The 15,966-nt window shown below is 33.0% G+C and carries 12 protein-coding genes, 1 pseudogene and 1 riboswitch; of the genes and pseudogenes, 2 read left to right on the forward strand and 11 right to left on the reverse strand.

All coding sequences use genetic code 11. The features are described from left to right. From priA to U472_RS01705, 7 genes and pseudogenes are all read right to left on the reverse strand, one after another. Positions 1-2,247 carry a primosomal protein N' gene (priA, locus tag U472_RS01675; protein WP_068714883.1) on the reverse strand — a complete coding sequence of 749 codons (2,247 nt, stop codon included), beginning with the start codon at positions 2,245-2,247 and terminating at the stop codon, positions 1-3. A gap of 49 nt (positions 2,248-2,296) precedes the next feature. After that, positions 2,297-3,340, reverse strand: coding sequence for a lysylphosphatidylglycerol synthase transmembrane domain-containing protein (locus U472_RS01680; protein ID WP_068714885.1), 1,044 nt, complete (start codon positions 3,338-3,340; stop codon positions 2,297-2,299). Positions 3,341-3,865: 525 nt separating this feature from the next. Then, positions 3,866-5,218, reverse strand: a complete 1,353-nt coding sequence (locus tag U472_RS01685) for a hypothetical protein (protein ID WP_068714887.1) — start codon at positions 5,216-5,218, stop codon at positions 3,866-3,868. Positions 5,219-5,422: 204 nt separating this feature from the next. Then, complete coding sequence (gene wrbA / locus U472_RS01690; RefSeq protein WP_068714889.1) at positions 5,423-6,034, reverse strand: NAD(P)H:quinone oxidoreductase; 612 nt, start codon at positions 6,032-6,034, stop codon at positions 5,423-5,425. Positions 6,035-6,211: 177 nt separating this feature from the next. Beyond that, entirely contained in the window at positions 6,212-6,562 is a 351-nt protein-coding gene (locus U472_RS01695) for a class II SORL domain-containing protein (RefSeq protein ID WP_068714891.1), read from the reverse strand. Positions 6,563-6,624: 62 nt separating this feature from the next. Then, positions 6,625-7,180: pseudogene (locus U472_RS17495) on the reverse strand (rubrerythrin family protein). Between the two features lie 315 nt (positions 7,181-7,495). Then, complete coding sequence (locus tag U472_RS01705) at positions 7,496-8,686, reverse strand: FprA family A-type flavoprotein (RefSeq protein WP_068714892.1); 1,191 nt, start codon at positions 8,684-8,686, stop codon at positions 7,496-7,498. A gap of 850 nt (positions 8,687-9,536) precedes the next feature. Between U472_RS01705 and U472_RS01710 the strand changes: the two genes are divergently transcribed. After that, positions 9,537-10,121: a DUF5610 domain-containing protein gene (locus U472_RS01710; protein ID WP_068714895.1), complete on the forward strand. Its 585-nt coding sequence runs from the start codon at positions 9,537-9,539 to the stop codon at positions 10,119-10,121. 644 nt (positions 10,122-10,765) lie between these two features. Here the strand turns inward: U472_RS01710 and metK are convergent. Then, on the reverse strand, positions 10,766-11,947 hold the full coding sequence (gene metK, locus U472_RS01715; RefSeq protein ID WP_068714898.1) for a methionine adenosyltransferase: 1,182 nt from the start codon (positions 11,945-11,947) through the stop codon (positions 10,766-10,768). A gap of 125 nt (positions 11,948-12,072) precedes the next feature. Further along, positions 12,073-12,174: riboswitch (SAM riboswitch) on the reverse strand. Positions 12,175-12,276: 102 nt separating this feature from the next. Next, positions 12,277-12,975: a DNA/RNA nuclease SfsA gene (sfsA, locus tag U472_RS01720; RefSeq protein WP_218059021.1), complete on the reverse strand. Its 699-nt coding sequence runs from the start codon at positions 12,973-12,975 to the stop codon at positions 12,277-12,279. Between the two features lie 211 nt (positions 12,976-13,186). Here sfsA and U472_RS01725 point away from each other — a divergent pair, with 211 nt between their 5' ends. Further along, positions 13,187-14,200, forward strand: coding sequence for a polysaccharide deacetylase family protein (locus tag U472_RS01725; RefSeq protein ID WP_425415757.1), 1,014 nt, complete (start codon positions 13,187-13,189; stop codon positions 14,198-14,200). Positions 14,201-14,277: 77 nt separating this feature from the next. Here U472_RS01725 and U472_RS01730 read toward each other — a convergent pair whose 3' ends face one another. Continuing rightward, complete coding sequence (locus U472_RS01730) at positions 14,278-14,496, reverse strand: YuzB family protein (protein ID WP_068714902.1); 219 nt, start codon at positions 14,494-14,496, stop codon at positions 14,278-14,280. Between the two features lie 33 nt (positions 14,497-14,529). Then, positions 14,530-15,735 (reverse strand): NAD(P)/FAD-dependent oxidoreductase, encoded by a 1,206-nt coding sequence (locus U472_RS01735; RefSeq protein ID WP_068714904.1) that lies wholly within the window; start codon positions 15,733-15,735, stop codon positions 14,530-14,532. Positions 15,736-15,966 lie beyond the last annotated feature (231 nt).

A 15,966-nucleotide genomic window follows, 5' to 3' on the forward strand; every position in this document is an offset into this window, starting at 1 on the left:
TTATAACATTCCCAATGGGTCAACATCAACACTTACCTTAATAGTCTTTAAAGTAGATAACTCATTTAATCTAAGTAGACTCTCTTGATTGACCTTTCTTATCTTCTCTAACTCTTTACCTTTAAGTAGTAGCTGCCACCGATATTGTCCTCTTACCCTACTTAAAGGTGCTTGCACAGGACCTAAGAGCATTATCCCCTCATCATCTATTTTATTCAACTTCTCCCTAATAATATCACTTAATAGATTTGAGACCTCAATTACTTTATCTTCCCGTTCATCACTGATAACTATACTTATAATATGGGTAAAGGGTGGATAAGAGGCAAATTTTCTTGTCTCTATCTCAAAATTATAAAAGCCATTATAATCATGGTTTTTAGAGAATTGAATACTATAATGCTCCGGAGTATAGCTTTGAATAATAACCTCTCCCGCTTTCTCTCCTCTACCAGTCCTTCCTGCTACCTGTGTTAAGAGTTGGAAGGTTCTCTCTCCTGCTCTAAAGTCAGGAAGATTAAGAGCTGTATCAGCAGTAATCACTCCAACTAAGGTAACATTGGAAAAATCATGACCTTTAGCAATCATCTGAGTTCCTACCAAGATATCTATCTTCCCCTGCTTAAAAGCCGATAATATCCTTTCATATTCCCCTTTACGCCTAGTTGTATCTACATCCATTCTAGCCACTTTAGCCTCTGGAAAGAGCTCCTTTAAACCCTCTTCTACCTTCTGAGTTCCTACACCAAAATATTTAATATAGATACTTTCACAGTTAGGACAGATATTAGGAACCCCTTCTTTATGATCACAGTAATGGCATTGTAAGATATTTGGAGTAGCATGATAGGTTAAGGAGACATCACAGTCATTACACTTCATTACATGTCCACATTCACGGCATTGAACAAAGGTAGAGAAACCTCGTCGATTAAGAAAGATCATCGTCTGCTCACCCTTCTTTAAGCGATCAATCATCCCCTCTTGTAAGGGCTGGCTGAACATAGTCTTATTACCAGTTTTGAGCTCCTTTCTCATATCAATAAGTTCTACTGTTGGTAAAGGTCTATCATCAATCCTTTTTTTAAGTTCTATTAACTTATATTCTCCAATCTCTGTGCGATGATAAGCCTCCAATGATGGGGTAGCTGTTCCTAATAAAGTCACTGCCCCTACCAACTCTGCTCTTTTGACAGCCACCTCTCTAGCATGATATTTAGGGTGATCCTCCTGTTTATAGCTGGTCTCATGCTCTTCATCAATGATAATCAATCCTAAATTATTAAAAGGAGCAAAAACTGCCGATCTAGCTCCTACTACAATTTTAACATCACCAAATTTAATTCTACGCCATTCATCAAAACGCTCACCTGCCGACAGTTGACTATGCAAGACAGCTACTTGATCTCCAAAACGACCTTTAAATCTAGCTATAGTTTGAGGTGTTAATGAAATTTCAGGGACTAAAACGATAGTGTCTTTTCCTGACTCTAAGGTTTTGGCAATCACTTGGAGATATACCTCAGTCTTTCCACTACCTGTAACCCCCTTTAAGAGAATAGTAGAGCTCTCTTTCTGCTCTAAAGCACTACTGATCTCTTCTATGGCAACCTTCTGTTCAGGCGTTGGATCTAAGGGGGTAGTTGTCCTAAAATTATGGTGGCTATGAGGATTTCTCTTAACCTCTTTTTCTACATATTGTAGATAACCTTTGTTAATCAATGTCCTAATTATTCCTGAAGTGGTCTCTAACTTCTCTGCTAACTCAGTATTAGTTAAATTAATCTTAGGGTTATCTATCAAAAAAGAGAAGACCTCCTTCTGCTTATAAGCCCTATCACTGATCTTATCAAGTAACTTCTTACTCTCTTCTACCGATTGAGCCAACTTAACAACCTGCTTAGTCTTAATCTTAGTCTGACCACTAGGAACGATTGCTTTTAAAGAACTAATTAAATACGACTGATAATACTCTGACATCCATTTAGCCAATTTTAATAACTCTTCATCAAAAAAAGCATAGTCTGTTAACACTTTATTGATAGGTTTTACCGCAAATTCAAAATCATCTTCATCAGCCTCAAACTCTCTTATTATGTATCCTTCTACCCTCTGACGACCAAAGGGTACAAGTACTTTTCTACCAACCTTAATTTGACTCTCCAACCTCTCTGGTACTTTGTAAGTAAAGGGCCTATCAACCTGTTCAACTGATACATCAACCATTACTTCTACATATTTAATCATTATATCCCACCTCAATAATACTCATAAACTAAAACAATCACTCTAAATATTACCCTATCTTCTTAACTACAGATTTTGCTATCATCCTAAATAATATCACTCCACCAAAGATGATTACTAGATAAAAGGTCAGAAATCTCCAAACTATTGCTAATAACCCCACTAAAGATGAGGGTACAAAGCTAGAAAAAAGGGTTGCAAAACCAAATTCTGCTGCTCCACTCGCTCCTGGAGTTGGCATATATGGTATAATCAGATAAAATATAGTCTGTATAATAAATGCTCTAAAAAAGTAGGGTTTGACACCTAATCCTAACAATATTACCGGTGCAATAATAAAGAATAACACCCAAAATATTATAGTAAAAAAAACAGCCAAAAGCAAACTGCTTTTCTTATACTTAGTCAATTGCCACAGACTTTCATGAAAATCTTCCATCTCTTTATATAATTTATCTATCAATTGATTAGCCTTTTTACTCTTCATTAAACCTTGTAGAAACCTTAAATTTCTCAACCTTTCTGTTAATACTTTAATCTTATCGGGTTTCCAGATAAAATAAATCATAATCGCTGAAATAGATAAAGAAAGCAAGATTAAAAGGTTGAAAATCTCCTCTGGAATTACCCCAGAACTGATCAAATCAGAAAATAGAAAGAAGAATAGGGGGGATAGTATACTAAAGAACAATAACCTAATTACAAACTGGACAATGATTACTGTTGATGACTTTCCTAAAGAGATCCCTTTACGATGTAATAAGAGCACCTGTATAGGACCTCCCCCTGAAGCAAAAGGAGTAACATTTGAGATAAAAGCCCCTACTAAGAAGTTTTTTATAGCAAACTTTAAAGATATCTCTTCTCCTAAAGCATTTGTAATTAACTTAATTCTCAAACCACCTACGACCCACATCAAAAAATTTATTACTATGGCTAATAGCAGATAGAACGAATTTACTCTCTTTATTTGTAAGAAGGTCTCTTCATTTATAGTTAAAGAGAATAGTAATACTAAAGCTATCACACTGACTAATAGTGAATATTTCAATCCTTTCTTGATCTTCCTCTGGTCTATACTACCTTCATTCATCGATATAATCCCCCTAAAATAATTATAACTTCTTTAAAGTCACTTTTATTATTATTCAATATCTAGTGCTATATTCCTATGTTAAATTATATTTAATTTAATAGATTAGCTAAAAATAAGAGTATAACTTCTGTATAGATAATTATCCAACTTTAGAATACAATTTAAGTATGTCGTTATAGAGAGATAATGCGACACTTTTATAGTTAAAAATTAAGTTCAAAACCTCACACCTCACACCTAACCCCTTAATCCCCTTTCAGGTCTATCGACCACTTCATGCAAAACCAGCCTCTCCTTAACTAATGAGAAGGGAAACTCTTTCTCTTTTACTTTTCTCCCTTCTCCTAAGAGCAGGAGAAGGGTTGGGGATGAGGTGTGAAAACTGTCGCAATATACCCATTAAACCACACTTTAGACTTAGAATTTATCATTTAATTTACTAAGCCACAGACTAAAAGTCTGTGGCTTTCAAACTAAGTTAAATTATAAACTTATAAATATCATTTCAGCTCAAATTCAAAATTAAATATCCATTCCCTCTATCTTAGGATTAGCAAAAGTTCCACTTATATCAAGGAGAATATCATCACCCTCTCTAGGAAACTCTTGACCCATACGCACCTCTAACATTCTAATAAGTTCCTTCAAGTTATCATTTAGCTTAGCTACTCTTAGTATTAAAGTAGTAATACTAGAATCACCAAGGTTATCTCTATTAATGTCAAGGTTTCCTGTCAAATCTATATCTATAATTGAACTATTGACCTTACCTTGAGATATATTAATATTATTATTGTCAACTTTATAATTAATAGTAATTTCATCTAAAGAGATATTATTTAAGTCTATACCACTCATAAAGACAATAGGATTATATGATAATCTCTCCTTGAGTCTACCTGCAAACTCTGCTTTAAATCCTCCTAAAGTAAAGTTATACTCTCCATCACCAATGTTCTTAATGGAGTCTGCCCAAACATTAATAACATCTTTAGGGTTAGTAATATCATTCCTAATTAATTTCTGCTTATAGGTACTATTAAATTTGGAGTTTGTAGTAATATTTCCAAGGGTATAACGACCTGTGGTTTCAGCATCACCAAATTCTACTCCATCACCCTTAAATTCAAAATTACCTTCTCCAGAGATACCAGTTATCTCTAAATCTTTTAAATTATTACCACTATAATGAATTGTTTCAGAAGCCTCACCAAAAAATAATGGAGCATCCACCTTATAATTATTAATCTTAATCTCCTTCTTATCAGGGTCATAATTAATATCAAGAATAAATTCGTCTATCCCAGTTAGCTTTCTTTCTAGTTCTGGAGAAGATAAATTTTGCCTAATATTCTTTGGTAATTTGACATTAAATCCAGTGAAGGATATGGCTATTGCTTGCTTATCTTGGAGTAATTGAGCAGAATCATCATTTAACTCCTCTACAGATAACTGTCCTTTATAATCTATATTCAAATCATTAAAGTCAGCTGACAGATCTTCTAATCTATCTTCAATCCTTAAATTATCTATCTGAGCCACCAATCCATGCAGCTCCTTAAGTTCATCTTCTTTAGCTAAAGCAAAGGAGTCTTGATAAGGTAACTTGACTACGATCTTATCAGAACTTATATACCCATCCTTATAATTTTTGACTTTCATTACTACCTGATTATAAGTAACTTGACTTAATAGGGGATTTGCTGATACTTTACTGTACTCAACGTCAAAAGGAATACCATCTTTCTTTAATTTTAGCTCAAGGCTCTCTGTAAGTCTATCTTCTACTATATTTCCTACATACCAGTTAGCACCTAAGATGATGACTATTAAAGCCACGATAGTCCCAAGTAATATCTTATTTTTCTTATCCATTATATGCCTCCTAAATTAAAATTCTCCCCCTAAATAATTGCTTTTCTTAATTTAAAGATTTTATCATACTTCTATTCCAGCATTATAAAAACAATCAAAGAAGGGCAATCTTTTAATTCTATATTCTTTAGATAGACTTATTATCCTTTTCTATCTAGCTAAATAAATAAAAAAAGAAGGGAATATCCCCTCTTTTCTACTCAACTATTTAATTAATTTAGCAGTAATCTCTGCTACATGTTTACCTTGGAATCTAGCAGCAGCTAATTCATTCTCACTAGGCATTCTCTGACCTTCACCACCAGTAATTGTTGTTGCCCCATAGGGAGAACCACCACTGATCTCCTCCAGAGTCATTTGTCTAGCAAAGGTATAAGGAAGGCCAACAATAATCATCCCATGATGTAATAGTGTAGTATGTAGACTTCGAATAGTAGTCTCCTGTCCACCATGTTGGGTTGCAGTACTAACAAAAACACTACCTACCTTCCCTACCATGGCACCCTCTTGCCATAGTCCACCTGTAGTATCTAAAAAATTCTGCATTTGTCCAGATACATGTCCAAAACGGGTTGGTGTCCCAAAAATAACTCCATCGGCATCCTTCAAATCCTCTAAAGTACACTCTGGAATACCCTTAAACTCCTGTTGGGCCTCTAAAGCCCCCATCTCTTTAAGTCTCTCTTCAGGAATTGTTTCAGGGATTCTCCGTAATTCTACTTCTGCACCATTTACTTGTTGAGCACCTTCTGCTACTGCCTTGGCCATCTGATAGGTATGACCATATGTTGAATAAAAAGGAATTAAAATCTTCATCATACCATCTCCCTTCTTAATAAAGCGATCTAACATCACCATTATTTGTAAAAAGATATTATTCAATAGCTCAAAAACTTAAAAACCTATATCTTGAATTAGCTCAATATTTATAGATACAACTTTTTAACCATAGGGTCGCTTAGGAAATTAAATTTTTCCTTATCTATCTTAAAATTATTCTACTGTAATCTCTTTAGCAGCTTCCCATTGCCCATGTATATTACAGAATTCATAGGCTCTTAAAGTACAATCCTCTTCTAATTTGATAGTAAGAGTGACTTCTGCTTTCATCTCTGGAGTAAAGCTTACTCTACCTAACTGATAGTAGTCAGCATATAACTCTACATATTGAATAAAGTGCCCTTCTTCCATTGGATGGTCAATACCCTCACCCATCTTAAGTTTAACTTCAAAATATTCCCCTTTTTTAACTCTATCTGGAGCATCTATCACAGGAACATGCTTATCTTCTAAATTTGTTTTATCATCAGCATTAGTCGCCTTTTTAAGTTTATAATAACTCATTATATCGCCTCCTAAAATTTATTAATTGTTAATTATTGATATTCACCAGTTATAACTATATATTATTTATGAAATTCTTTAAATCTATCCTTCTTAACACCATGGATTGGACATTGATCAGGTGTACCATCTTTTACAGTATGACCACATTTTTCACAGATACTAACATACTCTAACTCATAATCCTTGCCTTTTTCAACAGCCTCTTTAGCCTCAGAAAATAATTTAGAGTAGATCTTCTCCGCCTCTAAAGAGTAGTAAAAAGATTTTACAGCATCACTCTCTCCTTGATCACTAGCCACTAAATGATATGTAGGGTACATCTGTTCGATTTCAAGTTCTCACCTGCAATTGCTCCTTCTAAATTCTTAGCTGTAGAAACCAATCCAAACTCAGCACCAGAAACAACTAAGAAATCACCATCAACATTCTCATGTGCTCAAAATGATTACCGGCATGAACCTCTTCTGCATAAGCAATGGCATCAAATAATAAAGCTACCTTAGGAAAACCATCTTTTTCTGTTTTTCTAGCCCACACCTTATACCTTTGATAGGCTTGACTCTCCCCACCAAAAGCTGAGCGTAAGTTCTGTGCTGTCATTTCATTCTTTACCATCTCAACACCATTCTTTTTAGTATTAATAATCGTTACTATTAATATATTAACATCTAATAGACCTTTTGTCAAATTATAACTTAGTTTATCATGGGTTTCTAAATTTCATCTTAAATAAAACTTATGCTAATAGAAAAATTGATAGAATAAAAAGATATTGGAACGTTTTAGTAACGAGTGATAAGCGACAAATAACCAGTAAATAAACTTAACTTTCATCTATTACTATCTTAATATATCCATAAAGAGTCATTAACCTAGTAAAAAAATAAAGCCTTGACTACAATATTGTAATCAAGGCTCTTTTCAAAGTTTCTATCCTTTTATCTCTTCAGCTACCTTTCTAGCTAAAATAGCACAATCATCAAACTCCTTTTCTGTAGGAGCACATTTAACCTCAATAATTGGATGGACAGGCTCACAACCAATCTTATTAGCAAAATCCTTCAACCTATCACGGGACTCTCCACTCCAGCTGTAGGAACCAATTAGACCTAAAGTTTTATTCTTAATCTTCTTATTCTCTAAAAAACGAAGAAGGTTATCCATCAAAGGAAATACTCCTGTATTATAAGTACAGCTTGCCAAAATCAAGCCCTTATAACGCCAAACATCATTGATAATATAGGACATATGGGTTTTAGAAACATTATATACCCTAATATTCTTGATTCCCTCTTTTGCAAGCTGGCGAGCAGTAGCTTCTACCATCTTCTCTGTATTACTATACATTGAACCATAGGCTATGACAACTCCATCTTCTGCTTCCTGATTACTCCACTTAACATATTTATCAATAATATATTGAGGATTACTACGCCAGATAGGTCCATGGGCTGAGCAGATAGTCTGAATATCTACCCCTTCTAATTTAGATATAGCTCTTAATACCATTTGACTATACTTGCCAACTATATTAGTAAAATAACGGGATATCTCATCTTCATAAAAATCAATATTCAATTCATCATCGAAGATACCACCATCTAAATTTCCAAATCCACCAAAGGCATCACCTGAAAAGAGTACCTTATCCTGTTGATCATAGGTCATCATCGTTTCAGGCCAATGTACCATAGGTGTTAGATAAAATTTAAGTTGTCGATCTCCTAAATCTAAAGTATCTCCATCCTTAACCTCATGAAAATCTTCTGTAATTCCATAAAAACCTTCAACAAAATTCAAAGTCTTTTTATTACCTACAATTTTAATATTGGGATACTCACTCTTAATCGCCTTAATAGAACCTGAATGATCAGGCTCCATATGATTGATAATCAAATAATCTATCGGCCTATCTCCAATAACACCCTTAATATTTCTCAGATAAGAATTCATATAGCTATTCTTAACTGTATCTACTACAGCTACCTTCTCTCCAACGATTAGATAAGAGTTATAAGCTACCCCTTTAGGTAAAGGCCATAAAGCCTCAAATAACTCAGTCTCCCGATCATTAACACCGACCCAATAAATATTATCAGTTATTGATGTAATCTGATTCATTTTACCCCTCCTGGAAATATCTGCAATTTTATCAATTAAGGATAATTAACTTATGTAATCATTTATTTTACAACTACTTCTATGCTTTAAAATAGAAAAACTATAATTAATAGCTCCTATATCTATTAGATATTATTATCATTATTATAAATAAATATAATAATATTTTCAAGCAATTGACTAAATATGTAATTACTAATCATTTAGAAATTTATAGGTCTTTAAATCTAGAATTTAATTTGAAAATGGTGTTATAAATAGATAGTGCCACATTTAAGCAACTAGTGACAAGTGACGAGTAACCAGTAAAGAACTTAACTTGTCATCTGTTACCCCTACTAGTTACTATCGCAATATATCCATAGTATCTTATTTTCACTTCACATTTCTAAGATATTATTCAAAAAAAATAAAGAAGCTGGTATCATCCGAAATACCAGCTTCTTAACGATTATATATAACAAGGGAGGCTTGTTATTTAAGTAAAACCATTTTAACTAAGGGGAGGAATTTAGCAGTTCTTAGCTAGTAATGATTATCGTTATCTAAATTATATTATTAATTGATCAATTTGTCAAGTGATTCTATTATCTTTTCCATTGATGAAAATTTTATTATGATTCACTAAATTTCATTAGATAAACTATCCATAATTTCAACAGAACTTGCATAAACTTATCTTAAGAGTATTAGTTGACAGAGCTTAAAAATAATAGAAATGAGATAGCTTCTAAACTAATGTTAAAGCAAATCTTATTTAATTAAAGATATTCAAGATTAATTAATATTAACAATTATTATTATTTTCCGATAATAATAAGACTACTCCCATTAAAAGGAGGGATTTATTGTGGAAAAACTGGGCAAGGTTAATCCTATTGAAGCCATCAGCAAGATTGCTAAAGTAAGCAAGAATAATTCTAAAAAAAATAATAATCAAAATAAATCTAAAGAACATAAAGAACATACTAGTGATTTTATTGATATTACTTACAAGCATCGAGTCAATAATAATGAAGTTATTTATTCTAAACCAAATAACCACTCTAAAGATAATAATGATAAAAACTTCTCAATAGATAATATTTCAGATAATGTCTTTACCTTCCTAAAATTAATGTATGAAGTCTATAAAGAAGAGAACCCAACCAATGAAGCAACTATATTAAATAATTTTTATCATCTATCCTATGAGGGAATTACCTTAGGCTATGAGGAAGCTATCGATAATCTAAACGCATCTGAAGAGAATATAAGAAAGCTAATTAATAATACCTATAACCATATAATAGAAAAATTAGATAGCTGGTTTGCCAAGTATAATATCGAATTAAAAGATACAAAACCTTCTGACCTCAAATCCATTGAGGTTGAAGAAGAGATTAAAAAATTTGTCAGTAAACTATTAATAGAACAGAAATTTCATAAATACTAATATAATTCAAAGTTAAATTTTCAGTAAAACTATAACTAAACTGTTATTCTGAATTTATAGATTATTCAATAACTATCCAAATATATATTTGGATAGTTATTTTTATCATTTATTTTAAGCAGTTTGGCTTTTAATTGAAAATTATAATACCTTAATATTTGAAATCTAATAACCTATCTAAAAATTTAACATAGTATTAATCTATAGATTACATCTTCTTAATAATTAGCTAGTATAATCTTATTATAAGGGAAGTTTAATAATTAGAATTGTATTTAAAATTAGATATATCCATTAAGAGGTCAATCGATCTACCTCCCCTTTAAATCTATTTATTAAACTTCCAAAAAATAAATTAAAGGAGAGTCTCATGATAAAAGAAATCAATTCGGCTATTTTTTCAAGATTTTGTTGTTAACATAAAGAGAGCTTATGTTGATTTATATATAAATACAAATAGTCCCAGGGATTCAGGTAGACTGTCAAGATGGATAACTTCTCTAAGTTCTCTGAAATAAAGAATAGTTTTTACAATTGCTGTTCACTATTAGCTGTAATAGGAAAGCACCTGCCTTCCACAATATAATATAACCCCTAGCATAGTTAACTATCTAGGGGTTATATTATTGATTCTATTCTATTTTCTATAATCCAGCATCAGCTTTTAATACATCTACCTTATCAATTCTTTCCCAAGGTAAGTCTAAATCATTACGTCCAAAGTGCCCATAAGCAGCAACTTGACGATAATGTGGTTTGCGTAAATCTAAGGCTTCAATAATCTTTCCTGGTCTTAAATCAAAATGCTTATTTACTAGCTCCACTATCTTACTCTCTTCAATCTTAGCAGTACCAAAAGTATCTACCATAATAGATACAGGATAAGCTACACCAATAGCATAAGACAATTGTACTTCACACTTATCAGCTAAACCTGCTGCTACAATATTCTTAGCTACATAGCGGGCAGCATAAGCAGCAGAACGGTCTACCTTAGTAGCATCCTTACCAGAGAAAGCTCCTCCACCATGGCGAGCCATCCCACCATAAGTATCTACTATAATCTTACGCCCTGTTAGTCCTACATCACCTTGCGGTCCACCAATTACAAAACGCCCTGTTGGATTAATAAAATATCTAGTATCTTCATCTAATAAATCAGTATCAATCACTGGTTTAACTACATATTCAATCATATCTTCTCTAATCTGCTCTAAGCTTACCTCTGGATGATGTTGAGTTGAGATAACAATAGTATCGATTCTTACAGGCTTGTCATCTTCATACTCAATAGTTACCTGGGTCTTACCATCAGGTCGTAAATAATCTAAAATCTCTTCTTTTCTTACCTTAGCTAAACGTCTAGCTAATTTATGAGCTAAAGTAATTGGTAATGGCATCAACTCTTCAGTTTCATTACTAGCATAGCCAAACATTAGTCCTTGATCTCCAGCACCAATCTCTGCACTCTCTTTTCCTTCCTTAACCTCTAAAGCTTCATCTACGCCTTGAGCAATATCAGGAGATTGTTCATCAATTGAAGTCAATATTGCACAAGTATCAGAGTCAAAACCATACTTAGCACGAGTATAGCCAATCTCTCTAACCACATTACGAGCAATTTTTGGAATATCAACATAGCAGTTAGTAGAAATTTCACCAGCAACTAAAATCATACCCGTTGTTACTGTAGTTTCACAAGCAACCCTTGCCTGTGGATCTTCACTTAAAATTGCATCTAGTACAGAATCAGAAATCTGGTCAGCTACCTTATCTGGATGCCCCTCTGTAACTGATTCAGATGTGAATAAATATCTCTTACTCATTTGATTACCCCCTATAAATAATATGTAATAAATAGTTTACAGTGTATAGTGTACCTGCTCACTCTTAACTGTTTAATTTAAAATAAAAAAACCCTCCTGTAAGGAGAGATGAGTTAATAAGAACCTGAACATCTCCCAAGGTATTTCCTTGTAGGAATTAGCACCTTTCCCTTATAGGTGGTTGCCGAGCTTCATAGGGCCTGTCCCTCCACTACTCTTGATGTATCTTATTCTCTTTTTTTGATAATTTTATTATCTTCATTAGTCTAACATCTCAACCCTTATTTGTCAATAGCCATCCCTTATATTTTGTATCATCATATTTAATCTTATACATCCACTTCTACCTCCTGATCTATACTTACTTCTCTAGTAGTTACAGTGCAGTTATAAGCATAGACTTCTACGCCATTTTCAGTGGCTTCCTTCAATTTCTCTGCAAACTTTAAATCTATTCTCTGATGTGGAATAAACTTATAGGCATCATTGCGTTGAATAATAAAAATTACTGCCACTCTATAGCCTTCTTGATAAGCCTTAATCAGTTCATCTAAATGTCGTCTACCCCTTTTAGTTGGAGCGTCTGGAAATTTAGCTACTCCCTCTTCTACCAAAGTTGCAGATTTGACCTCAATTAAACACTTTTTATCCTTACCTCTCAAATAAAAGTCTAAGCGACTATTACCATAAGTGTACTCTGCTCTAATCTCTTCATATCCCCTAAATTGAGATAAAGTCCCCTCTAAAAGAGCATTCTCTACCAGCTTATTAGTCAAATGACTATCTATAGATATTAGCATATCATTATATTCTACCAACAATAAGCTATAATCGGTCTTTCTCTGAGCTTTAGGATAATGGGCTACAAAAACTTTAGTCCCCGGAATCATTAACTCTTCCATCCGTCCTGGATTAGGAACATAAGCCTTAACTTCCTGCCCTTTTAAATCAACTTTAGCTACAAACCTATTCTCTCTTATAATCAGTCTCCCTTCTTTAAGCTCTCTATCCATCACTACTCTTGCCATATATCTAACCCCTTTCATTCTGAAGTTATTTTATCAAAGATTAATAGTATATGTATCTCTTTATTTTTAATTAATTTTTTAATTTATTATACCTATTTTTTATCATTTGTCATCAGATTCTATAAAATGTATTTATCTTCCCAAAATTTACAGATTGAGATTAAGACTAACTTGTGTTATTCTAATCACAGCCAATTAATAAAGGAGGTATATGAAAGTGGTAAAAAATAAACAATATATAGTTGCACTTATATTATCTACAATACTAATTCTTGCAGTAGCTACAAATAGTTACGCTGGTGAACTATATAGAATTCAGTCAGGTGATTCTCTATTTACAATTGCACAAAGGTTCAATACTTCAATATCTGATTTAATCAGAACTAATAATATTAGTAACCCTAATATTATCTATTCTGGAAAAGCACTAAATCTACCTTCTACTGCTAAAAAAACAAGCTCTAGCTTTTACAATATTAATAAGGTGACTAGTGACACCAGAAAAAGTTCTAATAGCTCCTTTAATACAAATTATAACAACATTAATTGGAAAAGTAATAATAATGTTGTTATAGCAGAGCCAAAGAAGGAGAATACTGCTAAAAAAATATATCGTAAAGGTCCTAGCACCATGAAAGTAGCTCTAACCTTTGATGATGGTCCAGATCCAGTATATACTCCTCAAGTGCTTGATGTATTAAAGAAGTATAATGTTAAAGCCACTTTCTTCTTAGTTGGACAAAGAGTAGAAAAGAATCCAAGTATAGTTAAAAGAATCTATGAAGAAGGGCATACTATCGCTAATCATTCCTGGGATCATGCTAATTTAACTACTTTAGATGAATTTGAATTAGAACAGAATATGACTGCTACAGATAATTCTATTAAAGAGATTATAAAGAAGAGACCTGAACTGATGAGACCACCTTATGGTGCTGTAAATAGTTCCACTTTAGAACAACTTAATAATCTGGGCTATAAGGTAATTCATTGGTCTGTAGATTCATTAGATTGGAAAGCTAAGACTAAAGAAGAGGTACTAGCTAAAACTTTACCAGATATTCATGAAGGCGCTATTATTCTCTTCCACTCTGCGGGAGGAAAAGGGCAAAGTCTAATGCCAACTATTAATGCACTTCCAACTATTATTGAAACATTACAAGAAAAAGGTATTGAAATGGTTACTGTTGATGATTTATTATTATTATCTGCTTATAGAAGGTAGATTTATGATAAGTCAAGCCTTTAAAGGCTTGACAGTACATAAGAATTAAAAACCTCGCCTATACGACAAGGTAGAAATTAAACTTCTTCTTTAATCATTTGATATAGGTCATCTACTGTCTCTGCTTGAAAAAGGTCCCCATCTACCAAAGCAAAAGGACCCATAGCACAATCTCCACAAAACCCCAAACAGGCCTCAACTTCTACACTTACACCATCAAGTTCTTCCTCTATTCTATCTAACAACTCTTCAACCCCATGGATAAAATTATTCTCACAAAAGCTTACTACTACCATTACTCCACCTCCAAATTAATTAGTTATCATCCTCTATCCATTCTTTATTATCTCTATTAGCTCTTCAACTGATAGATTATTAAAGTCTAAATCATCTAATTCTAAGCTTTGATTAACAGCCTTTCTTAAAGTAGCCGACTTACTCATATCCCCTATTACAATTGCACCGATGATAACTCTATCTTTAATTTTAACCTTGATGTACTTATCTTCTTGCTGTTCACAAATTATATTTATTCCATTCTGATCATTCTTATCCCCTATAGAGAATAAGGATAATCCAAAGGCATTAAGCATAACTGTTGGGTTAATATGCTGATAGATAGCATCTTCATCTACAATATTATACCCTGCTATCTTGCCCTGCTCAATAGCAATTGGCCACAGTCCAAAGCCTTTACTGTCAATCTCTGATACATCACCAACAGCATAGATATCAGGATAATTAGTCTGCATTCTATTATTTACAACAACGCCAAAGTCTGTCTTTATATTCGTCCCTTCTAATATATCCAAATTAGGTCTAATTCCAGTAGAGTAAATAACCATATCACATTCTATTTTCTTCTCTTCACCAGTTATAAAACCTTCAACCTTGTCTTGACCAACTATCTTTTTGATTGAAGTAGCAACTAAAATTTCGATATTATGTTCACTAACCTTCTCTTCTAGTATCTTACATGACTTCTCATCTAATTGTTCTGGCATAAGATAAGGGCAGATCTCAGCAATCATAACCTCTTTTCCTGCTTGGCTAAGAACCCATGCCATCTCTAAGCCTAATACTCCTCCACCAATAATTAAAACCTTATTACTATCTTCAGCATAAGCCTTAATCTCTCTAGAATCTGCTAACCTTCTTAATGTAAAGACCCCTTCTTTATCTATTCCAGCAATAGGTGGGGCAGCATTTTTAGCACCATTAGCCAATACTAACTGGCTATAGCTTACCCTCTCTCCATTGTCCAAGACTACCTCCTTACTCTCTGGCTTTATAGCAGTAACCTTTGTATCTAAATAGACCTTTACATCATTCTCATCATACCATTCTCTCTTTTCTAATAGGATCTTATCTATCTTAATATCATCCATTAACCTCTTTGATAGTTTGATTCGATTATATGGGTAATTATCTTCCTCTCCAAATAGCTCTATTCTACATTCCTTATCATGCTCTCTAATAGCCTTAATTGCACTAATAGCAGCTATACCACTTCCTACTATTACTACCTCTTTCATTAATATTATCCCCCTCTGTTTAAGATTTCTTAAATTTATTCTCTCTATTCTTAAAGCTTATTATTAATACAGCTCATGCTAGTAAAAAAATGATTCTTTATAGAGATATTACGACAGTAACGAATGATAAATAACAAGTGACGAGAGGAGATTTTTACTCGTTACCCATCACTCGTCACTAATTACTAAACTGTCACAATATACTCATTAACAATCACCAGATATTAAACT

It is taken from the genome of Orenia metallireducens, from assembly GCF_001693735.1.
In the GTDB taxonomy this organism is placed as follows: domain Bacteria; phylum Bacillota; class Halanaerobiia; order Halobacteroidales; family Halobacteroidaceae; genus Orenia; species Orenia metallireducens.